20 protein-coding genes are annotated in these 23,653 nt (G+C 75.4%); 11 read left to right on the forward strand and 9 right to left on the reverse strand.

Annotation, left to right across the window (positions count from 1 at the left end):
- The first annotated feature begins 84 nt into the window (after positions 1-84).
- The 7 genes from G3T38_RS03245 to G3T38_RS03275 are packed head-to-tail and all read left to right on the forward strand — an operon-like array spanning position 85 to position 7,830.
- Complete coding sequence (locus G3T38_RS03245; RefSeq protein ID WP_163770588.1) at positions 85-1,170, forward strand: Gfo/Idh/MocA family protein; 1,086 nt, start codon at positions 85-87, stop codon at positions 1,168-1,170.
- On the forward strand, positions 1,167-2,186 hold the full coding sequence (locus G3T38_RS03250; RefSeq protein WP_163770589.1) for an NAD-dependent epimerase/dehydratase family protein: 1,020 nt from the start codon (positions 1,167-1,169) through the stop codon (positions 2,184-2,186). Before G3T38_RS03245 ends, G3T38_RS03250 begins: the two co-directional genes overlap by 4 nt.
- Positions 2,183-3,325 carry a DegT/DnrJ/EryC1/StrS family aminotransferase gene (locus tag G3T38_RS03255; RefSeq protein ID WP_338037430.1) on the forward strand — a complete coding sequence of 381 codons (1,143 nt, stop codon included), beginning with the start codon at positions 2,183-2,185 and terminating at the stop codon, positions 3,323-3,325. Before G3T38_RS03250 ends, G3T38_RS03255 begins: the two co-directional genes overlap by 4 nt.
- Entirely contained in the window at positions 3,322-3,960 is a 639-nt protein-coding gene (locus tag G3T38_RS03260; protein ID WP_163770590.1) for a NeuD/PglB/VioB family sugar acetyltransferase, read from the forward strand. The genes G3T38_RS03255 and G3T38_RS03260 overlap by 4 nt, the downstream gene beginning before the upstream one ends.
- Entirely contained in the window at positions 3,957-5,150 is a 1,194-nt protein-coding gene (locus tag G3T38_RS03265) for a DegT/DnrJ/EryC1/StrS family aminotransferase (protein ID WP_163770591.1), read from the forward strand. Before G3T38_RS03260 ends, G3T38_RS03265 begins: the two co-directional genes overlap by 4 nt.
- Positions 5,147-6,625, forward strand: a complete 1,479-nt coding sequence (locus G3T38_RS03270; RefSeq protein WP_163770592.1) for an oligosaccharide flippase family protein — start codon at positions 5,147-5,149, stop codon at positions 6,623-6,625. Before G3T38_RS03265 ends, G3T38_RS03270 begins: the two co-directional genes overlap by 4 nt.
- On the forward strand, positions 6,622-7,830 hold the full coding sequence (locus tag G3T38_RS03275) for a glycosyltransferase (protein WP_163770593.1): 1,209 nt from the start codon (positions 6,622-6,624) through the stop codon (positions 7,828-7,830). The genes G3T38_RS03270 and G3T38_RS03275 overlap by 4 nt, the downstream gene beginning before the upstream one ends.
- Here the strand turns inward: G3T38_RS03275 and G3T38_RS03280 are convergent.
- The 6 genes from G3T38_RS03280 to G3T38_RS03305 all read right to left on the reverse strand — a co-directional run bounded on the left by G3T38_RS03280 (position 7,811) and on the right by G3T38_RS03305 (position 16,152).
- Positions 7,811-8,947 carry a glycosyltransferase gene (locus G3T38_RS03280; protein ID WP_163770594.1) on the reverse strand — a complete coding sequence of 379 codons (1,137 nt, stop codon included), beginning with the start codon at positions 8,945-8,947 and terminating at the stop codon, positions 7,811-7,813. The two genes, G3T38_RS03275 and G3T38_RS03280, sit on opposite strands and share 20 nt — an antisense overlap.
- On the reverse strand, positions 8,944-10,287 hold the full coding sequence (locus G3T38_RS03285) for an O-antigen ligase family protein (RefSeq protein WP_163770595.1): 1,344 nt from the start codon (positions 10,285-10,287) through the stop codon (positions 8,944-8,946). The genes G3T38_RS03280 and G3T38_RS03285 overlap by 4 nt, the downstream gene beginning before the upstream one ends.
- Complete coding sequence (locus tag G3T38_RS03290; RefSeq protein WP_163770596.1) at positions 10,265-10,981, reverse strand: hypothetical protein; 717 nt, start codon at positions 10,979-10,981, stop codon at positions 10,265-10,267. Before G3T38_RS03290 ends, G3T38_RS03285 begins: the two co-directional genes overlap by 23 nt.
- 1 nt (position 10,982) lies before the next feature.
- Positions 10,983-11,888, reverse strand: coding sequence for a glycosyltransferase (locus G3T38_RS03295; protein WP_163770597.1), 906 nt, complete (start codon positions 11,886-11,888; stop codon positions 10,983-10,985).
- A 595-nt stretch (positions 11,889-12,483) separates the two neighbouring features.
- A complete protein-coding gene (locus tag G3T38_RS03300; RefSeq protein ID WP_163770598.1) occupies positions 12,484-15,327 on the reverse strand; it encodes a WecB/TagA/CpsF family glycosyltransferase in 2,844 nt (947 codons plus the stop codon).
- Positions 15,328-15,483: 156 nt separating this feature from the next.
- Positions 15,484-16,152: a helix-turn-helix transcriptional regulator gene (locus tag G3T38_RS03305; RefSeq protein WP_163770599.1), complete on the reverse strand. Its 669-nt coding sequence runs from the start codon at positions 16,150-16,152 to the stop codon at positions 15,484-15,486.
- 311 nt (positions 16,153-16,463) lie between these two features.
- On the opposite strand from G3T38_RS03305, the gene G3T38_RS03310 reads away from it, so the two are divergent.
- Entirely contained in the window at positions 16,464-17,141 is a 678-nt protein-coding gene (locus tag G3T38_RS03310) for a hypothetical protein (RefSeq protein WP_163770600.1), read from the forward strand.
- 14 nt (positions 17,142-17,155) lie between these two features.
- Here the strand turns inward: G3T38_RS03310 and G3T38_RS03315 are convergent, their stop codons facing one another.
- Together G3T38_RS03315 and G3T38_RS03320 are read right to left on the reverse strand one after the other, a co-directional pair.
- On the reverse strand, positions 17,156-17,833 hold the full coding sequence (locus G3T38_RS03315; RefSeq protein WP_338037432.1) for a LuxR C-terminal-related transcriptional regulator: 678 nt from the start codon (positions 17,831-17,833) through the stop codon (positions 17,156-17,158).
- Between the two features lie 14 nt (positions 17,834-17,847).
- Positions 17,848-19,215, reverse strand: a complete 1,368-nt coding sequence (locus G3T38_RS03320) for a hypothetical protein (protein ID WP_163770602.1) — start codon at positions 19,213-19,215, stop codon at positions 17,848-17,850.
- Between the two features lie 295 nt (positions 19,216-19,510).
- On the opposite strand from G3T38_RS03320, the gene G3T38_RS03325 reads away from it, so the two are divergent.
- Together G3T38_RS03325 and G3T38_RS03330 are read left to right on the forward strand one after the other, a co-directional pair.
- Positions 19,511-21,781: a catalase gene (locus tag G3T38_RS03325; RefSeq protein ID WP_163770603.1), complete on the forward strand. Its 2,271-nt coding sequence runs from the start codon at positions 19,511-19,513 to the stop codon at positions 21,779-21,781.
- Between the two features lie 138 nt (positions 21,782-21,919).
- Positions 21,920-22,396 carry a hypothetical protein gene (locus G3T38_RS03330; RefSeq protein WP_163770604.1) on the forward strand — a complete coding sequence of 159 codons (477 nt, stop codon included), beginning with the start codon at positions 21,920-21,922 and terminating at the stop codon, positions 22,394-22,396.
- Here G3T38_RS03330 and G3T38_RS03335 read toward each other — a convergent pair.
- Complete coding sequence (locus G3T38_RS03335) at positions 22,393-22,749, reverse strand: barstar family protein (RefSeq protein ID WP_163770605.1); 357 nt, start codon at positions 22,747-22,749, stop codon at positions 22,393-22,395. The genes G3T38_RS03330 and G3T38_RS03335 overlap by 4 nt on opposite strands.
- A gap of 56 nt (positions 22,750-22,805) precedes the next feature.
- On the opposite strand from G3T38_RS03335, the gene G3T38_RS03340 reads away from it, so the two are divergent.
- Positions 22,806-23,492: an NADPH-dependent F420 reductase gene (locus G3T38_RS03340; protein ID WP_163770606.1), complete on the forward strand. Its 687-nt coding sequence runs from the start codon at positions 22,806-22,808 to the stop codon at positions 23,490-23,492.
- Positions 23,493-23,653: the final 161 nt, after the last annotated feature.

Below are 23,653 nucleotides of genomic sequence, written 5' to 3' on the forward strand. Positions count from 1 at the left end.
GTGCTCCGCGGCGTACGTCGGTCGAATGCGGCCCGGAGGCGGTCGATCGACCGCACGCGACGTCCCGTCCGGAGGAGGACGCAGATGGTGAGGGATCGACTCGGCGTGGCAGTGGTGGGCGCCGGCTACTGGGGGCCCAACCTGGTGCGCAACTTCGCGACGGCGCCCGACTGGTCGCTGCGGGCGGTGTGCGACCTCGACCTGGCCCGCGCCCGCGCCCTGGCCCACCGCTGGCCTGACGTGCACGCGACCCACGACCTCGACGAGGTGCTGCGGCGCGACGACGTGGACGCGGTCGCCGTCGCCACGCCGGCGCGCACCCACGGCGACCTCGTGGCGCGCGTGCTGGCCGCCGGCAAGCACGTGCTGGTCGAGAAGCCCCTGGCCGACTCGCTCGAGGCGGGCCGCACGATGGTGACCGACGCCGAGGCCCGCGGCCTGGTGCTGATGACCGACCACACGTACTGCTACACGCCCGCGGTGCTGCGGATCCGCGACCTGCTCGCCGAGGGCGCGCTGGGCGACGTGCTCTACGTCGACGCCGTGCGGATCAACCTCGGCCTCGTGCAGCCGGACGTCGACGTGATCTGGGACCTCGCGCCGCACGACCTGGCGATCCTCGACTTCGTGCTGCCGGGCGGGCTGCGGCCCACGGCGGTCTCCGTGTTCGCCGCCGACCCGCTCGGCGCCGGCAAGGCCTGCATCGGCTACCTCGCCATGTCGCTCCCCGGCGGTGCGAGCGCCCACGTCCACGTCAACTGGCTCAGTCCCACCAAGATCCGCCGGATGGTCATCGGCGGCACGCGCCGCACGCTCGTGTGGGACGACCTCAACCCGGCGCAGCGCCTCAGCGTCCACGACCGCGGGGTCGACCTCGCCCAGCAGGACGCCGACGCCGGCGACCGCCGACGGGCCGGGGTCTCCTACCGGCTCGGCGACACGTGGGCCCCGGCGCTGGCCGAGCACGAGCCGCTCGCGCTCGTCGTGGCGGAGCTCGCCGCGGCCATCCGCGAGGGGCGTGCGCCGCGCACCGACGGCCACGACGGGCTCCGGGTGCTCTCCGTGCTCGAGCAGGCCCGTGCCGGCCTCAGGGCAGGCGGCGGGAGCGTGCCCGCGGTGCAGCCCGACGTGCCCGCCCGCCAGCTCGTCGCGAACCGGGTCCGGGCATGAGCACGGAGATCGCCGGCGCCCGCGCCCTGGTCACGGGCGGTGCCGGCACCATCGGCTCCACCATCGTCGACCAGCTCCTCGCGGCCGGTGCGGTCGAGGTGGTCGTGCTCGACGACCTCTCCCGCGGGCGGTGGAGCAACCTGGCCGACGCGGCTGCGACCGGGCGGCTGACGTTCGTCGAGGGCGACCTCCGCGACCGCGACCTGGTGCACGACCTCGTGCGCGACGCCGACGTGGTGCTGCACCAGGCGGCGCTGCGCATCACCCGCTGCGCCGCGGAGCCGCGGCTCGCGCTGGAGGTGCTCGTCGACGGCACGTTCACCGTCGTCGAGGCCGCCGCGGAGCACCGTGCCCAGAAGCTGGTGGTGGCCTCCTCCGCCTCCGTCTACGGCATGGCCGAGGAGTTCCCCACGCCGGAGCGGCACCACCACCACGCCAACGAGACGTTCTACGGGGCGGCGAAGTCCTTCAACGAGGCGACGCTGCGCAGCTTCCGCGCCACCCACGGCCTGGACTGGGTCGCGCTGCGCTACTTCAACGTCTACGGCCCGCGCATGGACGTGCACGGCGCCTACACCGAGGTGCTCGTGCGCTGGATGGAGCGCATCGCCGACGGCCTCCCACCGATGATCCAGGGCGACGGCACCCAGACGATGGACTTCGTCCACGTGCGCGACGTGGCCCGCGCCAACCTGCTGGCGCTGACCGCGCCGGTGCGCTCGGGGACCTACAACGTGGGGAGCGGTCGCGAGACCAGCCTCCGCGAGCTGGCCGACGCGCTGCTGACGGTCATGGGGGCGGACCTCGCCCCCGTCCACGGCCCCGCCCGCACCGTCAACGGGGTCGTGCGCCGGCTCGCCGACGTGCGCGCCGCTCGTGAGGACCTCGGCTTCGTCGCCGACACCGAGCTCGGGGACGGCCTCGCCGAGCTGGTGCGCTGGTGGCGGCCGCTGCGGGACGAGGTGCGGGCGGACGGTGCCGCCCCCGCTCCTGCCCCCGTGGGGGCGGTGTCGTGAGCCGCCTGCCGGTCATGCGCCCGTGGGTCGGTGCCGAGGAGGCCGCCGCGGTCGCCGACGTGCTCGCCTCCGGATGGGTCACCCAGGGGCCGCGGGTGGCGGAGTTCGAGGCGGCCTTCGCCCGCTCCGTCGGCGTGCCGCACGCGGTGGCGACGTCGAGCTGCACCACGGCGCTGCACCTGGCGCTGGTCGTCGCCGGCGTCGGTCCCGGCGACGAGGTGGTGGTGCCCTCGTTCTCCTTCATCGCCACGGCCAACGCCGTCACCTACGTCGGGGCGCGGCCCGTGTTCGCCGACGTGTCGGGCCAGTCGGGCAACGTCACGGCGGCCACCGTCGAACGGGCCCTCACCCCGCAGACGCGGGCCGTCGTGGTCGTCGACCAGGCGGGCGTGCCCGTCGACCTCGACCCGCTCCGGGCGCTCTGCGACGCCCAGGGCCTCGCGCTCGTGGAGGACGCTGCGTGCGGGCTCGGCAGCACCTACCGCGAGCGCCCCGTCGGCGTCGGCGCCGACGTCACCGCGTGGTCGTTCCACCCGCGCAAGGTGCTCACGACGGGGGAGGGCGGCATGCTCACCACGGGCCGCGAGGACTGGGCACTGAGGGCCCGGCGGCTGCGCGAGCACGCCATGAGCAGCAGCGCGGCCGACCGCGAGAAGCACGTGCTGGCCCCGCAGGAGGAGTACGACGAGGTCGGGTTCAACCACCGCATGACGGACCTCCAGGCCGCGATCGGGCTCGTGCAGCTCGGACGCCTCCCGGAGGTGGTCGAGCGGCGTCGGGCCCTCGCCGCGACGTACGCGAAGGCGCTCGGCGACCTCGACGGCCTCCGGGCCGTCACCGACCCGCCGCACGGGCGCACCAACTTCCAGTCGTTCTGGGTCGAGGTGCTCGACGACTACCCGCTCGACCGCGACGGGCTCCTCGCGGCCCTCGCCCGGGCCGACGTGTCGGCCCGCCGCGGGATCATGGCGATCCACCTCGAGCGCGCGCACCGCCACCACGCCGGGCGCGCGCCGCAGCTGCCCGTGACGGAGCGGCTGGCGCGTCGCACCCTGGTGCTGCCGCTGTTCCACACCATGTCGGAGTCGGAGCAGGCGCGGGTGGTCGACGTGCTCCGCGACGCCGGACGGACCCCGTGACGACGCTGCTGGTCGTGGCGGCCGGCGGGCTGGGACGCGAGGTCGCGTCGATCGCCGAGGACCGGGGGGAGCACGCGACCATCGCGTTCGTCGACGACGACCCGCGGCTCTGGGGCCACCACGTCTCCGGCCGACCGGTGGTCGGGGGTCTCGAGGTGGTCGTCGAGCGCACGGACGCCGCCGTCGTCGTGTGCGCCGGTTCCGGTGCCGCGCGGCGGCGCATCGTCGACCGGCTGACGCTCCTCGGGGTCGACCCCGAGCGCTTCGCGCGGGTCGTCGACCCGGGTGTCCGCTGGGCGCCGTGGGTCGTCGGGCCCGGCTCGGTCGTGCTGGCCGGTGCCGTCCTCACGACCGACGTCGAGATCGACGACCACGTGGTGGTCATGCCCCACGTGACCCTCACCCACGACGTCGTCGTGGAGAGCTTCGCGACGCTCTGCGCCGGGGTCAGCCTCGGCGGCGGGGTGCGCGTCGGCGGCGGCGCGCTGCTCGGCATGAACGCGAGCGTCCGGGAGGGCGTGCGCATCGGGTCCGACGCGGTCCTCGGCATGGGCTCCGTCCTCCTCGAGGACCTGCCGCCGGGCGAGACCTGGGCCGGGATCCCGGCCCATCCCCTGCACGTGGAGGCCCGATGACCAGCAAGAAGGACCGACCGGTGGTGCCCCTCGTCGACCTCCGGGCGCAGCAGGCCGAGGTGGCGGCCGAGGTGCGGGCCGGTTTCGACGACGTCCTCGCGAGGGCAGCCTTCGTCGGCGGTGCCGAGGTCGCGGCGTTCGAGACGGCGTACGCCGCGTTCGTCGGCGCGCGGCACTGCGTCGGCGTCGCCAACGGCACCGACGCCCTCGAGCTCGCGCTGCGGGCCGTGGGCGTGGCCGCGGGCGACGCGGTCGTGCTCCCGGCCAACACCTTCGTCGCCACGGCCGAGGCAGTGTCGCGCATCGGCGCGGTCCCGCACCTGGTCGACGTCGAGGACGAGCGCCTGCTCGTCGACCCCGAGCGGGTGGCTGACGCGATCACCCCGCGGACCCGGGCGGTGGTGCCGGTGCACCTCTTCGGCCGGGTCGTGCCGATCGGACCCCTCCGCGCCCTGGCGGCGGCCCACGACCTGCGGATCGTCGAGGACGCCGCGCAGGCACAGGGCGCCCGGCGCTCCGATGGCCGCGCCGGGACGCTCGGCGACGCCGCCGCGACGAGCTTCTACCCCGGCAAGAACCTCGGTGCCGCGGGCGACGCGGGCGCCGTGACCACGGACGACGCCGAGGTCGCCGCGCGTGTGCGGCTGCTCGGCGCCCACGGCTCTCCGCGCAAGTACGTCCACGACGTCATCGGCACCAACTCGCGCCTCGACACCCTCCAGGCCGTCGTGCTCGGCGCGAAGCTGACCCGCCTCGAGCGCTGGAACGAGGCGCGGCGCACCGCGGCCGACCGCTACGACGCCCTGCTCGGTGACCTCGTCGAGCGGGCGGGCCTCCGGCTGCCCGGCCGCGACGTGGAAGCCCTGGACGCCCAGCACCTCTACGTCGTCCGGGTCCCGGGCGGCGCCGCCGTCCGCGACGCGGTGCTCACCGCGCTGCGGGGTTCGGGCGTGGAGGCGGGCGTGCACTACCCGACGCCGGTGCACCTCACCGGCGCCTACCGCCACCTGGGCCTCGGCCCCGGCTCGTTCCCGGTGGCGGAGCGGGCGGCGGGGGAGATCCTGTCGCTGCCGCTCTTCCCGCAGATCACGACGGCGCAGCAGGAGCGGGTCGTCGCGGCCCTCGCGGCCGCGCTCCCCGGGCACGGGGTCGCGGCAGCACCCGTCGCGGTGGGGGCGCACGGCCCGTGAGCGGCGACGGGCACCGCGTCGCGCCCGAGCGTCGGGCCCTGGGGTTCAGCGCCGCGAACACGGCGCTGTCCAAGCTCGCCGGCCTCGTGGTCGGGATCGTCCTGGCGCGGCTCCTCGGGCCGTCGGAGTTCGGCACCTTCGCCGTCGCCTTCGTCGCGCTCATGGCCGTGCTGAGCCTCAACGACCTGGGGGTCGGCCTGGCGATCGTGCGGTGGCCCGACGACCCGCGCCGGCTCGCCCCCACGGTGGCGAGCGTGAGCGTCCTCAGCAGCGCCGTGCTGGCCGTCGGCCTGGCGCTCGCCGCCGGTCCCTTCGCGACGGCCATGGGGGCGCCGGGTGCGGCCCCCGCCGTGCGGTTGCTCGCCGCCTGCGTGCTCGTCAACGGCGTCGTCGCCACGGCGGCGGCCCTCCTGCAGCGCGACCTCCGCCAGGACCTCCGCCTCGTGGTCGACCAGGTCAACCTGTGGCTCGGCGCCGTCGTCTCCCTCGTGCTCGCCGCGGTCGGCGCGGGTGCCATGAGCCTCGCCGTCGGACGCGTGTCCGGCGCCGTCGTCTCCGGCGTGCTCCTCCTGGGCTTCTCGCCCCTGCCGCTGCGCTTCGGGTGGGACCGCGCCCTGCTGCGCCGCCTGCTGCGCTTCGGCCTGCCCCTCGCGGGCGCGAGCGCGGTGGTGTTCGGGATCGGCTTCGTCGACCAGGTGCTCGTCGGCCACCACCTCGGCCCGGCGTCCCTGGGCGCCTACGTGCTCGCCGTCAACCTCGCCGGGTGGCCGGTGCACCTGCTCTCCGGGCCGCTGCGGCAGGTCAGCCCGCCGCTCTTCGCGCGCCGCCGCGACGACCAGCCGGCCGTGCGCGCCGCCCTCGGCTCGGTGGCACGGGCCCTGCTCGCCCTGGCCGTGCCCTGCTGCGTGGCGCTCGCCGCTTCTGCCGAGCAGGTCGTGCACCTGCTGTACGGCGCGGAGTGGGCCGCCGCGGCGACACCCCTGCGCTGGTTGGCGCTGGGGGCGCTCGTGCGGATCGTCGCCGAGCTGCTCTACGACTACCTCGTCGTGGTGGGCCGCACCTCGTGGCTGCTCGCCGTGCAGCTGGCCTGGCTCGTCGCCCTCGTCCCGGCGGTCGCCGTCGGGCTCCGGCTCGGCGGTCTCGCCGGCGCGGCTGCGTCGTCGGCCCTCGTCGGGCTGGTGGTCGTCCTGCCCGCCTACGCCCTGGCGCTCCGCGCCGCCGGCACCCCCGTGCGCCCGCTGCTCGGTGCTGCGGCGCTCCCCGCCCTCGCAGCGCTCGGCGTCGTGGTCGCCGTCCGGCTGCCCGGCGTCGCCGGGGGACCGGACCTCGTCGTGCTCGCCGCCGCGGCCGTCGCGACGGCCCTCGCCTGGTCGCTGCTGCTCGTGCGCGGACACCTCCGGCTGCCCGACGACGTCCGCGCCCCCGCGGACGCGCCGCGGCGGGGCGGACCCGGCCGGGCGGAGGTCGCGCGGTGAGGATCCTGGTGCACCCGCACTCGATGGAGCTCGGCGGCAGCCAGCTGAACGCGCTCGACCTCGCCGGCGCGCTCCAGGGCCGCGGCCACGAGGTCGTCGTCTACAGCGAGCCGGGCGAGCTCGTCGGCGGCCTGGCCGACCGGGGGCTCGAGCACGTCGCCGCGCCCCGGGGTCGCTCCTGCCCCAGCGCGGGCCGCATCGCGCACCTGCGCCGCGTGCTCACCGAGCGGCGCATCGAGGTGGCGCACGGCTACGAGTGGCCTCCCGTGCTGGAGGACAGCGCCGCCGCGGCCGGCCTGCCGACGCGGGTCGTCGGCACCGTCCTGTCCATGGCGGTCGCCCCGTTCCTGCCGGAGCGCGTGCCGCTCGTCGTCGGCACGGAGCGCATCCGCTCGTCCTGCGTCGACGCGCGCTCGGGCCCGGTGGTCGTGGTCGAGCCGCCCGTCGACGTCGCCGGCGACCGTCCCTCACGCCTGCCCGGACGCCGGGAACGCCACGTCGAGGCGGTCGTCGTGTGCCGGCTCGTGCCCGAGCTGAAGCTCGAGGGTCTCCTCACCGCCGTCGACGCCGTGGGTGACCTGCCCGACGACCTCGGGCCCCGCGGCGCGCCCGTGCGCCTCACCATCGCCGGCGACGGGCCGGCGCGCGCGGTCGTCGCCGCGCGGGCCGCCGCGGTCAACGAGCGCCACGGTCGGGAGGTGGTGCGGCTCCTCGGTGCCGTCGCGGACCCCCGACCCCTGTACGACGCCGCGGACATCGCCCTCGGCATGGGCGGCTCCGCGTTGCGGTCGCTGGCGTTCGCCCGGCCGCTCGTGGTGCAGGGCGAGCACGGGTTCTTCGAGCTGCTGGAGCCGCGGACGCTGCCCTACTTCCTCGACCGGGGCTTCTACGGCGTCGGCGACCGTGACCCGCAGGAGGCCCGCGAGCATCTCGCGGGCCTGCTCGCTGACCTGGCCGGCGACCCGGTCCGACGGGCGTGGCTCGGCAGCTGGGGGCGGGACCTCGCCGTACGCCGCTTCAGCCTGGAGCGTGCCGCCGCCCTGCTCGAGGACGTCTACGCCGCGGCGCTCGAGGCGCCGGCCGCCCACGGCGTGGGCGCGCCGGCCCGCACGGTGGCCCGCCTCGCCGGGTTCAAGGTGCGGGAGCACCGGGCGCGGCTCGCGGGCCGGCGGGCCCGCGACGACTTCAACGCCCGGCCGGTGTGAGGGACCCGGTTCCCGCCACGGCCCCGATCCGTGCGAGGAGCGTGTCGGCCCGCACGCTCCAGTCGTGCTGCCGGGCGAAGGCCTGGCAGGCACGGCTCGCCGCCGGGTCGGACGGCGCCGCCAGCGCCTGGTCCACGGCATCGGCGAAGGTCGTCGGCGTGGCCGCGGTCGCGACGTACCGGCACCCGAGGTCCGCGACCGCGGGGAGCGGGGTGGCGACGACCGGGCGGCCGGCGGCGAGGTACTCGAGCGTCTTGAGCGGGTGGCTGGCCCGGTTGAAGGCCGTGTCGGCGTAGGGCGTGAGCCCGACCGTGGTGCCGGCGAGCAGGTCCGGCAGCTCGGCGGGGCGCCGCCGTCCCGTCCAGGTCACCGAGGGACGGCCGACGAGGTCGACGAACCGCCGGAGGTCGAGCGACGGGGCGGCGGGACCGACGAGGAGGAGACGACGGCCGCGGACGGCGACCGCCTCCAGCAGCCCGAGGTCGAGACGCGCCGACAGCTGGCCGACGACGACCGCGACCGGCTCTGCGGCGGGGTCGGGGGGCGGGACCGCGGCGAAGGCCTGCGCGTCGCACCCGTTCGGCAGCAGCGCCGTCGGCACGTCCGTGGGCCAGCGGTCGCGGATCGCCGGGGTGATCGCCAGGGCGAGGTCCGCCGCGGCCAGGCTGCGCTCCTCGGCGTGCCGCAGCGCTGCCGCCGAGAGTCCCCACAGCGCGGCGCCGGCCGCGAAGTCGTCCGTGGCGTAGTAGACCCGGCAGGACGTCGGCACGGCCCGCAGGTGGGGCTCGGGGCGCGCGCTGACGACGGCGCGGGGCACGCGACCGTCCCGCTCCAGCAGCCGCCGCACGCTCGCGGCGCTCGCGGCGCGCGCGAGCACGCGGCCCCCCGGCCGGGACGGGAACGGCGCCGAGGCCACCGGCACCCGCAGCACCCCGGGCGCGACCGGAGCGATCCGCGCGCGACCCCCGGGGCCGGAGGGACGGCGCACCACCGACACCGGGGGATCGACCCACCAGACGTCGAGGTGCTCGGCCAGCCGACGCACGAGCTGGTGGTCCGTGCCGGGCACGTCGTCCCACCGCACGCCGGCGCCCCAGACGAGGAGGTCGCGGCTCATCGCCGCGCCACCCCCTGGGCGGCCGCGGTCCCGCAGACGAGCGCGAGCGCTCCCGCCGCCATGGGGAAGGCCATCACGTCGAGTACGGCGGCCAGCGCCGCGCCCACGACGACCGCAGCGAGCGCGGCCTGCCGGAGCTGCCGGTCGAGCTGCCGGTCGAGCTGCCGGTCCGGCTCGGTGCTCGCCCCCGTACGCCGCGGTGAGCGCCCGCCGCGGGTCAGCGCCGCGCAGGTGACGAGCAGGGCGACGAACGCCGCGAGGCCCACGAGCCCGGTCTCGACGGTGAGGAGGAGGTACTGGTTGTCCAGGATCCGGTAGGACGGGAGGAAGGTGCCCACCCCCCGCCCCACCAGCGGCGAGGCGTCGACGAAGTGGGCCGCGACGTCGTAGCTGCCCGTGCGCGACTGCGTGCTGGGGTCGTCGCTCGTGGAGATGAAGAGGTAGCGGATGGTGCCGGCCATGCCGGGCACGGCGACGTACAGCAGCACGGCACCCACGGGCGCGAGCAGCAGCATGGTGCGGCGCACGTGGCCCGGCCACGCCACCGCCAGGACGGCGCCCCCCACGACGATCCCGACGACGCCCGAGCGCGACACCGAGGTGAGCAGGGCGGCGACGAGCAGCACGGCCGGCAGCGCGCGCCGGACGCGACCGCGGGAGATGTCGAAGCAGGCCAGCGTGATCGCGGCGGGCAGGACGAGGGCGAGGGTGTAGGAGTACTCGAGCGACGACATCGCCGTGCCGGCCGCGCGCACGAAGCCGCCCCGCTCGCCGACCGCGCTGAACTGCTGCGCGGACGCGAGGCCCGGGAACGTGATCCGGTCGACCAACGTCCGGCCCGTCACGAACTGCACCAGGCCCAGCAGGGCGAGGCCGGCCCCGAGCAGCACGATGCGACGCTGCAGCACGAGCAGGCGCTCCGGCCGGGGCGCGTGCTCCGCGGCCAGCAGCAGCACGCCGCAGAAGGCGGCCGTGCGCAGGACGCCGAGGTCGGCCGCGCTCGACTCGAGCGGCGGCGTCGGTCGCAGCATGGCCGCGGTCCAGGAGGCCAGCACCGCCGCAGCGAGGGCGAGCACCGCCAGCCGGACCGGGAGGGTGCGCCGGTCGAGCCGCCCGGTCGCCGCCCGCGCGGCCCACACCGCCAGGCAGGCGAGCCCGGCGAGCGCCGACGGCGCGCCGGCACCCCCGAGCGCGGACACGCGGAGGTCGCTGGGCACGGCGACGAGAAGCACCGCGACCAGGGTCAGGAGCGCGAGGGCGTCGCGGTCGCCCGCGAGGATCCGCGCACCGCCGTCCGCGACGGACGGCCCCGCCGTCTCAGGCTGCGGTGGCAGGCGCATCGTCGTCGGCCGGTTCGTCGTCGGCGGGCGCCGCGGGGGAGCCGCCGCCCGGTTGCGGTGGGGCGCCCGGCAGGTCGGCCCGGGCACGGCGCCGCTCCGCCCACCGACCCAGCAGACGGTCGACAGCGCAGGTCACCAGCACCGCCGCGCCCACCCCGAGGACCCCGACGGCGAGCATCGCCCGCGTCCGACCGGTGGTGTCCGGAGGCTCGAGGTCCACGCCGGTGAGGGCGGTCGAGGTGATCGTGTAGCGATCGGGCACGGCCAGGGACTGCTGGAGGTCGGCCAGCTCCTCCGGCACCAGCGCGAGGACGTCCTGCACCGCCGACGTGGCCTCGGCCGGGTCGGCTCCCGTCGCCGTGACGAGGAGGATCGGGCCGGTGGTGGTGCCGTCGCGCGCGACGAGGATCGTCACCCCGGGGTGGCGCTCCTGCACGGGCTCGGCGACGTCGTCGCCGTTGAGGCGGGCGATGAGCACGTCGGTGGCCTGCCCGAGTCCGCTGAGGTAGAGGTAGGGGTTCGCGGCTCCGTCGAGGTCCGCGGTGGGCGGCAGCAGCAGCACGCTCGTGCGCGCGGTCGTCGTGGCCGGCGCGGCACCCGCGGCGGCGACCGTGACGGTCAGGGCGATGGTGAGGGCCGCGGCCGCGACGTACCAGCGGCGCAGCAGCGCACGGAGGAGGGCGTGGAGGTCCACGTCATCGCCCCCGACCCAGGTCGGCCCGGGCCGCTGCGCGGGCTCGGGTGCCCCGACGGTGCCGGGCGAGCACCGCGGAGACACGCTCGACGCCCGCCGTTCCCGTCGTGGCCAGGAGGGCGTCGCGCACGGAGCTGCGGACCCGGGCCCGCAGCTCCCGGAGGGGGTGGGCGACGAGGCGGTCGGCGACCACCGCACCCCGACCGGGCGGCGCGAGGTCGGCGAGCGCGGGCAGCACCGCGGCGTACCGCGCCGGGGCGACGAGGCGGCCGCGCACCCGGTTGCTCACGTTGCGGCCGTGCACGACCTGCACCCAGCCCGGGTCGCCGCCGAGCACGGTGGCCGGCATCTGGCGCTGCAGGCGGTTGTGCCAGTCGGCCCAGCAGGTCACGGCGCCCTCCCAGGGCTCGTGCACCGAGCAGAACGCGTTGCGACGGTCGCTGCGCAGGTGCACGCGGGGCGTCGCCAGCACGATGCCGTGCCGGAGGTAGAGCGCGGTGCGCGGTGCGGGGCACGCCCGCGCGGCCGCCTGCAGCCGGGCGGCGGCGTCCACGGCCAGACCGTCGTCGTTGTCGAGGTTGGTCGTGAGCAGCGTGGCGTGGCGGCGGTCGACGTGGGCGGCGAGGTCGGCGGCGAGGTCGGCCGCGGAGACGGTGCTACGGAAGACGGGGACGAGCCCCGATCGCTGCACCCAGGCTCCGATGCGCGCCCGGAGCCAGTCAGGGCTCTCCGGGTCGAGGTAGACGATCCAGGTCACCGCCGCCCCGCGCTGGGCGCGCACGGACGGCAGGCAGTACCGCTCGAACATCTGCACCCGGTCGAGCAGCCAGCCCTCGCGTGCGCGGACCAGCCCCTCGGCGCCGCCCGTCGGGAGGTTGAAGCGGGTCAGCAGGACGTGGTCGGGCACGACGGCACCTCCTGGGGCGCTCGGGGACCTACGATGACGGCGCGCGCGCCCACCGGGCGGTCGGCGCGGGAGGAGGACGGGCGATGGCACGTGCCGGGCTCGCGCGCCTGACGGGCCGACTCACGCCCACGGCGCTGGTCGCGCTCGCGCTGGTGCTCGTCGGCACCGCGGTCGCCGCGTTCGTGGTGCGCCCGGAGCCGGTGTACTGGGCGCGCGCCGACGTGGTGTTCCTGCCGCCCGAGGGCGCCGGGAACGCGCTCGAGGGGGAGGACGACGCGCTGGTGCCCTTCGCGGCCGCCGTGGAGCGCGCGGTGGTGGGCGGTCCCCAGGAGCTCGTGCTGGCCTCCGACGGGACGCCGTTGTACGGCGAGGGCGTCCGCGCCGCGGCCACCGTGCGGCTCGCGCGCACGGGGGGTCAGTGGCAGGCCTCCTTCGACCAGCCGCTCATCACGGTGCAGGTCGTCATGCCCACCCGCGACGGCGCCGCCGGACGGCTGGAGGACGTGCTGGCCCGGGTGGAGGCGGCGGCCGTCGACCAGCAGGACGGGGTGGGGGCCTCCGAGCGCGTGCGCACGGAGCGTTCGCCCGCCCATCCTCAGATCACCCGGGTCGTCGGCAGCGCGACGCGGTCGGTGCTCGGCGTGCTCGGCGTGGGGGCGCTGCTCGCGGCGCTCGTCGTCGTCGCCGACCGCCGGGGCGGGCGCGGCCGGTCGGGGTCCGGCGGTCCCGCCTGAGCCCGGGAGCCCTCGTCGCGTGCCCACGCCGGCGCCCCGCCCCGGGGTGACCGGGGGAGCCGTGCGGCGACGGCGACCGCGCCGTACACGAGCGCCTCGGCGAGGTGCCGGGGAGACCCGGTGGAGGCGAGCAGCTGACGCAGGATCACAGGCAGCGTGGTGGCCGGCCCGGACGGGTCCCGGGGAAGGTCGGCACACGCCGCCAGGGCCCGGTTGCCGGCGCCGCTGCGGCGCAGCGTGGCGAGCAAGGTGGGCAGGTCCCGCGGCACGTGCACGACGACGGGGTCGGTGAGCACCACGGCCCGCTCGTCGGGGGCGAAGACGCGGTCGACGAACAGGTCGTCCGCGACGACGTCGGGGAAGCGTCCGAACCGGTCGTGGCCCGCTCGGGACAACCCGTACACCCCCGCCCCCCACAGGTGGGCGGACGCCTCGGGCAGGCGCTCGCGCGCCGCGTAGTAGGCCCGCACGACCACGCTCGAGCGGGAGCAGTCGTAGCGGTACGGCGGTCGGGCCGCGAGCACACCGGTCGCGCCGGGCTCGGTCAGCACCGCGAGCACGTCGGCGACGGCCCGGGCCGTGATCTCGACGTCCGCGTCGAGGTAGAGCCGCGGCCAGCGCGACGTCGCGTCGTCCGCCGCGTTGAGCGCGGCCGTCTTGGACGGCTCGGGCAGGTCGAGCACGACGGCGCGCGGGGTGCGGAGCGCCCGCTCGACCGTCGCGTCGTGGCAGCCGTTGGCCGCGACGACCACCTCGACGAGGCCGTCGAGGGCGAGCGTCGCGAGCGGCGCGAGCGCGCGGCCGATGACGGCCTCCTCGTCGTGGGCCGGTACGAGGACGGCACCCGCCACTGGCAAGAGCGAGGGCCGCACGTGGCGGACGCCGGGTGAGGCGAGGACCCCGCGTGCCGGCACGTCGGACTCCGCGTGCGGCAGCAGGTCCCAGCGGCTGCGCGCCAGCAGGAAGCCGAGCGTGCGGCGGTGGCGCCGCCTCGTCCGACCGCCACCCGAGCGGAGCGCCTCGCCGACGACGACGGCGGCGCGGCCACCGGCGGCGTACGCCCGGCCGTGCACCGACTCGAGGTAGCGCACCCGGTTGACGGCGAGGAGGGCGCCGAGGTCGTCGGGTCCGCCGGACCCGCCGCCGGTGTGCCGCATCCGGGCGGCCGGCTCGAACCACGTGGTCCAACCCGCCTCCCGCACGCGTCGCTGGAAGTCGACCTCCTCGGAGTAGAGGAAGTAGCGCTCGTCCCACGCGCCGACCTGCTCGAGGACCTCCGTGCGGACCAGGAGGGCGGCTCCGGTCGCCCAGTCCACTGCGTGGGCGTGGGCGTAGGACTCGGCGTCGTGGTCGGTCTCGGTCGCCCAGGTGGGACGAGTGGGGCAGCGGTCGCCGAGCAGGGCGTCGCCGAGGCAGCGCAGCAGGCTGGGCTCGAAGCGCAGGGACCGGGCGAGCCGACCGTCGTCGCCGAGGAGCGCGGGGACGGCGACGCCGACCCCCGGGCGCCACAACCGTTTCCAGAGGGCCAGGAGCGCGCCGTCCTCGAGCCGGACGTCGGGATTCAGGACCAGCACCGCGCGGCTGTCCCCGGCGTGCGCCACGCCACGGTTGACGCCGGCGGCGTAGCCGTCGTTGGCGCCCTCGTCCAGCACCACGTCGGCGTGCCGGGAGACGCGCTCGACCGTCGCGTCGGTCGAGCGGTTGTCGACCACCACGACCCTCAGGCGGAGCGGTCCGACCTCACGACGCAGGTCGGCCAGCAGCGGGTCGACCTGCCTCGCGCTCTGGTGGGTGATGACCACGACGGTGACGTCGGCGGGCCGGCCCTCCGGGGTGAAGGAGGGGGCGGCCAGGACCGGCGCAGGGGCCGGCCGCCCCGCGGTGTCCGGGGACCTCAGGCGGGCCAGGGCGACGGGACCGTCCACCAGGTAGCGCCTCGCCAGCCGCCGCGGCTCTCTCGCCAGCCGGTAGGACCACTCGAGCCCGTGGTCCGCCATCCACCGGGGGGCACGGCTCACCTCGCCGGCGAGGAAGTCGACGACGGCGCCGAAGGCGAGCAGGCGGTGGGCCCCCGTGAGGTGGCCGTGCTCGGCGATCCAGAGCTCCTGGCGGGGCTTGCCCAGACCCACGACGAGCAGGTCGGTCCGGCTGGCGCGGATCTCGGCAGCGAGCGCCCGCGAGGCCACCGGGTCGGAGACGACGGCGCGGGAGGGTGCCCACGTGCCGCTCAGCCGGAGGGTGGGGCGGCTCTCGGCCAGCACGGCGCGCAGCCGCTCGTGAGTGGCCGAGCTGCCGCCGAGGAACCCGACGGAGAGCCCGTGTGCTGCCGCCGCGTCGAGCACCGGGTCGGCGAGGTCGCTGCCGGCGAGCCGCGGCCACGGGCGTCCCGTGATCTGCTCGGCACGGGCCACGAGGGGCGCACCGTCGACCAGCGAGAGCCAGGCGGGGCCACCGGCGGCCTCCGACTGCTCGATGACGCCCTCCCAACGGGCACCCGTGCCGAAGTGGTGCAGGTGGTCGAGGTTCACCGACGCGACGGCGAGTGCTGCGTCGCCGGAGGCGCGGGGCGCGGCGATGGCGGCGATGGCGGCGCCGAGGTCCATGAGGTCCACCCGGCAGCCGGACATGGCCACCCGCGTCCTGCGAGGTTCGAGCTCGTCGTGCCCGGACCACCGTTGCTCCGGCGTCCGCTCCAGGTCGGTCATGCTGCTCCTCTGCTCCGAGGTGCCCGGTGTCGTCCGTGCCGCGGCGGGGAACGGCGGCACCCGGTCTCAGCGGGGAACGTAGGGTCGCCGCACGGGACGGCCTGGTGGCGGCAGCAGCAGTTACCCAATCCGGGTGAGGGGGGAGGCGGCGCGCCCTCAGGAGGCGCTGCGCCAGTGCGACCGGTGCGCGAGCGCCACTGCCGCGAGCTGTGAGGTGACCTCGAGCTTGGCCAACACCGCGCGCACCTGGGTGCGCACCGTGGACGGGGAGACGACCTCGACCCGGGCGATCTCGGCGACGTGGTGGCCCGCCATCAGGTGCGCGAGCATCGCGCTCTCGCGATCGCTCAGCAGGGCCAGTCGTCGGCGTCGCTCGGTGTCCTCGGCGTGGGCCAGGCCTCCGAGCACGAGCAGACGCTCACGGCGAGCGGAACCCATCGTGGGACGGCCCGCCGCGACGCGGTCGAGCGTGGCGAGCATGCCGCTGAGCCGTTCGGACTTGGTCACGACGCTGTGCGCACCGAGATGCAGGCAGAGCCCCCACCAGGCGGGGTCCTCGGAGGCGGTGAGGACGACGACGCTCGGTGCGGCGCTGGCGAGCGACGCCACGAGGGCCGGTGCGGCAGCGTCGATCGGCTCGAGATCGACCAGCACGATCCGCGGGGCGAGCGCCCGGAGCGCGTTGAGGTAGGCGGTGTGCGGGGCCGGGCCGAGGGGCGTGTCGAGCGTGACCACGGGGTGGTCGTGGACGGAGATGGCCAAGCGCAGCGCCTCCCCGAGGAGCACTTGGCGCTCCAGCACGAGGACTCCGAACTCGGCGCTCATCGCGACCTCCTCTGCGTCTTCGCGGATCGCGGCCACGGACCGAGCGGTGGCGCGGTGCGGTCCGGCTCCCGGTCAGTGAGGCGGCGCCCGCCGATCGACCCGAGTCCCCGAGGGTCACCGAGGCACTCGCGCGCGGGCCCCGGCCCGGGCCGACCGACGGGACCGGGCCGTGCGTGACGGCCCGCGCCCATCGTGCCGCATCCGCGGGTGCACCTCATCCCGAAAACTGGGGACTCGTGGCGCACGGCTGGCGGAGCGAGGGGGGCCTCACGCGACAGTCGTGACTTCCCCAGGACGAGGAAGTGGACCAGATGGGCGATGTCCGGGGGAGCGCTCCCGAGGCGGGCCGCCAGGTCGTCGTCGTGACGTCCGACAGGTCCCTCGTGGCCGAGGTCGTGGCCGCCGCGCTGTTCGACCGGTCCACCGAGACCGTGGTGGCTCCCTGGCCGGGGACCAGCGGCAGCCGTCGCCGCCGCGGCGCACGACCTGCTGCCGGCCTGTTGCTCAGCGACCTCGACACCGTGGGTGCGGTGCAGGCTGCCCAGCTGGCGATGGCCGGTCCGACGACGAGCTGGATCGTCGTGACGGCGGCACCGCCCGGTCCCTTGTGGGGTGCCATGTTCGAGGCGGGCGCGCTCGGGGTCCTGAGCAGTGCGGCCGGCCTGGCCGAGGTGCGCGTGCGGTTCCGCGAGCTCGCCGCGGGCGAGCACGAGGTCGACCCACGCGCAGGGCGGGACCTGGCCTCGTGGCGACGGTACGGCGTGGAGCGAGCGGTCGCGGCCGGCAGGGTCCCGTTCCTCAGCGATGCCGAGCGCACCCTGCTCGACGCGCTGGAAGGCGCCGACGGCCTCGACGCGGCGGACGTGCGCCGCCGAGCGGTGGAGGACGCGGACCTGCTCGCGCGCGCGCTGGGCCGGCTCGGGGTGAGCGACGTGGCAGGCGCCGTCGACGCCCTCCGCACCGCCCGTGCGGTCGACGCGACCGACTGAGACCCGGCGCCGGCTCAGGGGGTCGTCTCCTTCGGCGGCTCCCACCGGGCGGATCGGGCCATGCCGACGGCGGCGATCTGGGAGCTGACCTCCAGCTTCGCGAGGATCGACTTGACCTGCGTGCGGACCGTCGCTTCCGACACCACGCGGGCGTCGGCGATCTCGCGCACGCGCAGTCCGCCCACGAGGCCCTGCAGCACCTGGCGCTCCCGCGGCGTCAAGCGGTCGAGCCGCTCCCGGTGACGGTGGAGGACGAGACGCTGGGAGTGCCAGGCGCGCAGCAGACGTTCCCGCTCGTCGGTGTCCATGACGGTCAGGCCCTGGCTCAGACGGCGCACCACCGCCAGGATCTCGTTGAGCGGACGGGTCTTGGGCAGCACCTGGCGGGCGCCGTGCCAGACGCACTCGCCCCAGCGTGCCTGGTCGAGTGCGGCCGTCACCACGACGACGTTCGCGCCCGCTCGGGCGATGGGGTTGATCACCCGCACACCGTCGCCGAACCCGCCGAGGTCGAGGTCGAGCAGCACGATGCGTGGCTGGTGCCGGAGCACCGAGCTGACCAGGCGTGCGACGGAGACCGTCTCGTCGGGCGCGGCGAGACGACGGACGTCGTAACCTTCCATCGTCATCGCGATCTCCAGGGCCTCCGCGAACAGCTGGTGGTCCTCGACGATCACGGTGCGGGTTCCCACCTGTCCAGTCCGTGTCATCGGGCGAGGTCCGCACCGTCGGGCCGCAGGAGCGGCAGGCCGATGGTGAAGGTCGCCCCCGTCGCGTCGCGGTGCCCCGTGAGGTGCCCACCGTGGAGACCCAGCAGCGCCCGTCGTCGTGCGAGCACGGCGGCCGCACGCCGGCGGCCGCGGCGGATCTTCGACGGACCGGCGCGGAGGATGCGGATCCGGACGGTGGCCTCGACCAGGTGCACGTCGATGAGGACGGGTGCGTCGGGTGCGTCGCGCTCGGCCTCGTCGAGGAGGTCGGCGACCACGCGGGAGACGTCACCGGTGACGCCTGCTGCCCTCAGCCCGCTGGGTGACCACGCGATCTCCCTGCCGGCCTCGCGGCGGGCCTGCACGACGGTCGCGAGCGCACGGTCGATGTCGACGACGCCCTCGACCGGTCCCGAGCCCGGTCCCGAGCCCGGTCCCGAGCCCGGTCCCGGCCTCTCGGGGGCGTTCGGCTCGTCGCCCCCGCGCGACGAGCGCTGCTCCGAGGTCTGCAGGTGATGCGGCGCGCCCACCAGGTCCGTCAGGTGCTCGGCCTCGCGCTCGAGCATCTCCTCCAACCGCCAGCGTGTGCCGGAGGGGAGATCGGAGGAGCTGTGGAGGATGTTCGAGGCCATCGCGATGGTCGCGACCGCGTTCGACACCTCGTGCCGCGTGCGGCGCTGGTCGACGGCGGCGGACTCGAGCTCGGTGAGGTGGGTCTGGAGGACACGCGCCCGGGTGTCACGGTCCCGGACTGTTCGCGCGATCCCGACGGCCGCTCCGCTGCTCATGGCGGTCACCGCCACGGCCGAGAGCCCCACGACGAGCGCGACCGATCCGGGGTCGCTGCCCGTGCGCCAGCCGGCGACGTGCGAGAGGACGAGCGCGACCAGACCCGTGACGACGAGCGCGTCGGCAGCGGGCGGGGGCACACCTGTCCGCCCGACGTGCACGGAGACCGCACGGATCGCGACCGCGCCAGCCGCCGCCAGCAGGAGCGCCGACATCAGGACGAGGTCGTCCGCTGCGGATCCCCGGCCCCCGGGCGCCGGCGTGGGTGCCGGCTTCCCGCTCGTCAGCATCATCCCGCCGCACGCGACGACCGCCAGGCTCAGCACCTCGGCGGCCGTGAGCATGTCGGGCCTCATGCGGAAGCGGAACAGCGCGGCGAGGGTGGGGAGCGCCGCTGTCGGCGCCGCCAGCACGAGCGCCAGCTGGGCGCGGTCGGGGCCGCTGGGAGCCGAGGACGCGCCGACCGCTGCCACCAGCTGCGCCGCGAACGTGAGCACGACGGCCAGCGCACTACCCCGGATGATCCACGTCGGCGCGGACAGCAGCACGTGGTCGCTCGCCGTGCGATGCCGCATCCTCGACCCCCGGCCGCTCGTATCGATCTCGCTCGTCCGATCGCGTGCACCGGCCCGGGATTCCGGAGGCACGCTCATTGATGAACAGTGTTCTTCCCGGGCCGTCCCGTCACTGCTCCACGAGCCCTTTACCCGATTTTGACTAGGCTCAGCCCATGACCGCCTGGGGTGGCGGAGGTCGCCGGCGGCTCTCCGGGGGCGTCGATCGACGGTGCCCGCATCCGCCGTCGGGCGCGGGGTACCGGACGGGGCACGTCCCGTGCGCCCGACGTACCCCGACTCCCCTGGAGGAAGAGTGGACCCGTCCAAGCCCGTCGCCAAGGCCGCCCAGAAGCTCGAGGAGGCCGCGGAGCGGCTGCTCCCCGACACGCCCCACGTGCCGGGTGTCCCGTCCAGCACCACTCCGACCATCGAGGAACCGACCGACCCCGCGGGCACCACCCACCCGCCGGCACCCAAGCCCGACCAGGGCACCCCCGCGCCCGTCTCGCCCACCGGCGTCCCGGTCACCGGCGACCCGCTCGACAGCGCGCAGCAGGGTCGGTGGCTGACGACGGCGACCGGCGTGCGGGTGCACGACACCGACCACTCGCTCACGGCGGGACGGCGCGGCCCGACGCTGCTGCAGGACCACCACCTGCGCGAGAAGCTCATGCACTTCGACCACGAGCGCATCCCCGAGCGTGTCGTGCACGCCCGCGGTGCCGCCGCACACGGCCGGTTCACCGGCTACGGCACGGCCGCGTCGATCTGCCACGCGGGCGTGTTCGACGAGGGCAAGGAGACCGCGGTCTTCGTGCGCTTCTCGACCGTGCTCGGCTCACGCGGCTCGGCGGACACGGTGCGGGACACCCGCGGCTTCGCGACGAAGTTCTACACCGACGAGGGCGTCTGGGACCTGGTCGGCAACAACATCCCCGTCTTCTTCATCCAGGACGGCATCAAGTTCCCCGACGTGATCCACGCCGGCAAGCCGCACCCGGACCGCGAGATCCCGCAGGCCCAGAGCGCGCACGACACGTTCTGGGACTTCGTCTCCCTGCACACGGAGGCCCAGCACCACACGATCTGGAACATGTCGGACCGCGGCATCCCGCGCTCCTACCGGATGATGGAGGGGTTCGGCGTCCACACCTTCCGGTGCACCAACGCCGACGGCGAGACGAACCTCGTCAAGTTCCACTGGAAGCCGAAGCTGGGCGTCCACTCCCTGACGTGGGAGGAGGCGCAGATGCTCGGCGGCTTCGACCCCGACTTCCACCGGCGGGACCTGTACGACGCGATCGAGTCGGGCGCCCACCCCGAGTGGGAGCTCGGGGTGCAGGTCTTCCCCGACACCCCGGACCAGATGTTCGAGGGCATCGACCTGCTGGACTCGACGAAGCTGGTGCCCGAGGAGCTCGCGCCGGTGCAGCCGATCGGCCGACTGGTGCTCGACGCGAACCCGACGAACTTCTTCGCCGAGGTCGAGCAGGTGGCCTTCCACACCGGGCACCTGGTGCCCGGCATCGACGCCACCGACGACCCGCTGCTGCAGGCCCGCAACTTCTCCTACCTCGACACGCAGCTCAGCCGGCTCGGCGGGCCGAACTTCAACCAGCTCCCGATCAACCGGCCGCACGCGCCGGTCAACGACATGCTGCGCGACGGGATGCACCAGACGGCCGTGCACGGCGGTGCCGCGCCGTACCGGCCGAACTCGCTCGACGGCGGCTGCCCCTTCCACGCCACCACCGACCAGAGCGACCCCGCGACGCGGGCGTTCGTCGAGGCGGCGGTCACCGTCGCGGAGGGACGGAAGGTGCGCGACCAGCCCGCGTCGTACGACGACCACTACAGCCAGACCCGCATGTTCTGGCTCAGCCTGACCCCGGTCGAGCGGGAGCACGTCGTGCGGGCCTACACCTTCGAGCTCGGCAAGTGCTACGAGCAGGCGATCAAGGAGCGTCAGCTCCTCGCGCTCGCCCAGGTGGACGCGGACCTCTGTGCGCAGGTGGCCGCCGGGCTGGGGCTCGAGGTGCCGACGGCCGCGGAGCCACTGCCGGAGGCGGCACCGAGCCCCGCGCTCTCGCAGCTGGGTGCGACCTGGCCGGTGGAGGGCCGGATGATCGGCATCGTCGTCGGCGCGGGCTCCGACGCCGGTGACGTCGAGGTGCTCCGCGACGCCGTGCTCGCGGACGGCAACGTCCCGCTGCTCATCGGTCCCCACGGCGGCGAGGTCGCCGGCGCGACGGTGCAGCGCACGTTCGCGACGGCGCGGTCGGTGGAGTTCGACGCGCTCGTGCTCACCGACGCACCGGTGCCCGGCCCCGATGTGCCGCCGTCGCCGACGGGGCGCACGCCCGACGTCGACCCGCGGGTGACGCTCCTGGTCGAGGAGGTCTTCCGGCACGCGAAGGCGATCGCGACCGTGGGTCGTGGCGCCGAGGCACTGCCGGCGGCGGCCGTGCCGCGCGACGTACCGGCCGTGCTCACCGACCTCGAGGCCGGCGCGGTCTGGCCCGCACTCAGCAAGCTGCTGGCGACGCACCGTGCCTGGGAGCGGTTCCCGGTCGCGGTGGGCTGAGCGGGGGCTGCTCCGGGTCGGCCCCCCCGGCGTGTAACGCGGTGTCCGTGTCACTGCACACGTGGTCGACCACGTCCATGGTGACCAGAACACCGCGTTACACGTCGGGAGGTCCCCGTCCTGCCCCAGAATGGGACGATGACCGACCCTGTGAACGATCGGCAGCGATCCCGCTGGGCACGCCGCCCCTCTCCGGCGCTCGCCGTCCTCGGGGGTACGGCGCTCGTCGTGGGCGGCTTCGTGGTGTGGCGCGCGCTGCCGCCGGCGCCCGACGCGGAGCTGGACGGGTTGCGGGTGGTGACGAACACGGAGCGCGACAACGGCTTCGGCTTCGACGCGGTCGTCGGCGGGGAGCTGCGGCCGGTGGGCAGCTGCATCGGTGTCGGCGACGCCGACCATGCCTCCCTCGTCGTCTGGCCACGGGGCACGAAGGTCGAGGACGGTGCCATCGTCACGCCGGGAGGTATCCGGGTGCGGATGGGGGAGGAGCTGCGGGGCGGGGGCGGCTACACCGACGACCCGACCGACTTCGGGGCGGCAATCGACCCCGACATCCCCGACGACTGCCGGGCCGCCTCGTCGGGCGAGATCGCTGTGCTCAACGGCGACAACTAGGGAGCGCCGCCCCCGGTCACCGGCGCTCGGCCGTCCAGGTTCCACGTCAGGGTGAAGCCGTCTGCCGCCGCCTCGGACGACACGTCGGCAACCGTGGCTTCGAGTCGGCTGGCCGGGCCTGCGGACCGTGCTGCGAACCTGCTGTAGCCGCGCACGTCGACCGCGAGTGCCCGCGACGGGAGGCCGATCCTGTCGTCGCCGTCGACCACGTCGCGCAGACAGTCGACGAGTGCGTCCAGGTTGCCGCCGAAGTAGTCGGGGAACCGCAGGGCACGCGCCAAGGCACTGAGAGCCTCCTCGAGGTCGGCCCATTGCGATGCGTCGATCTCGACGCGCGTGGTCTCGAGGCTCACCGCGGCAGGGTAGGCGCGGCGGGAATCCCTGACCGCCACCGACCGTTGGCCCCGGCATGACCACCTTGGGACTCATTGGAGCAGGCAACATCGGCAGCACGCTCGCACGTCTCGCCGTCGCGGCGGGGTACGACGTCGTGCTCAGCAACAGCCGGGGACCGGAGTCGCTCGTCGACCTCGTCGCCGACATCGGCAACACGGCCCGCGCCGGGACGGTCGAGCAGGCGGCGCGGGACGGCGACGTGGTCGTCGTGACCGTCCCGCTGAAGGCCTACCGCGACGTGCCCGTCGAGCCGCTCGCCGGGAAGGTCGTGCTGGACACGAACAACTACTACCCGGAGCGCGACGGCCGGATCCCCGAGCTCGACGACGAGAGCACCACCACGAGCGAGCTGCTCCAGGCGCACCTGCCGGAGTCGCACGTGGTGAAGGTCTTCAACAACATCTTCTACCAGCACCTCCTCCTGCTGGCGCGACCGAACGGCGACCCCGAGCGCAGCGTGCTGCCCATCGCGGGCGACGACGCGGAGGCCAAGGCGACCGCGACGAAGGTGCTCGACGACCTCGGCTACGACGCCTACGACGTGGGTCCGCTCGCCGAGGGCTGGCGCTACCAGCGCGACCTCCCGGCGTACGCCGGCCTCTTCGTCGACGGCGACGACTGGGCCAACCCGCACCGCTCGACCGTCGCGCTCCTCGAGGAGAAGCTCGCGGCGGCGAAGCGCTACCGCGACCTGGCCTGACCCGTTCCCCGCGCCGAGCGCGGAAAAGAAAACGGGCTCTTGTGACTGATCCGTGGGTGGTTGAGCGCGTCTGGGAGTGAGGACACGCCGTTCCTGCCTAGGTTCTGGACTTGCGAAGGAACAGGACCGAAGAGCAAGGAACGGCGTGCAATCAGCGACTC

The sequence above is a fragment of the Nocardioides zeae genome (genome assembly GCF_010686755.1).
GTDB lineage: Bacteria > Actinomycetota > Actinomycetes > Propionibacteriales > Nocardioidaceae > Nocardioides > Nocardioides zeae.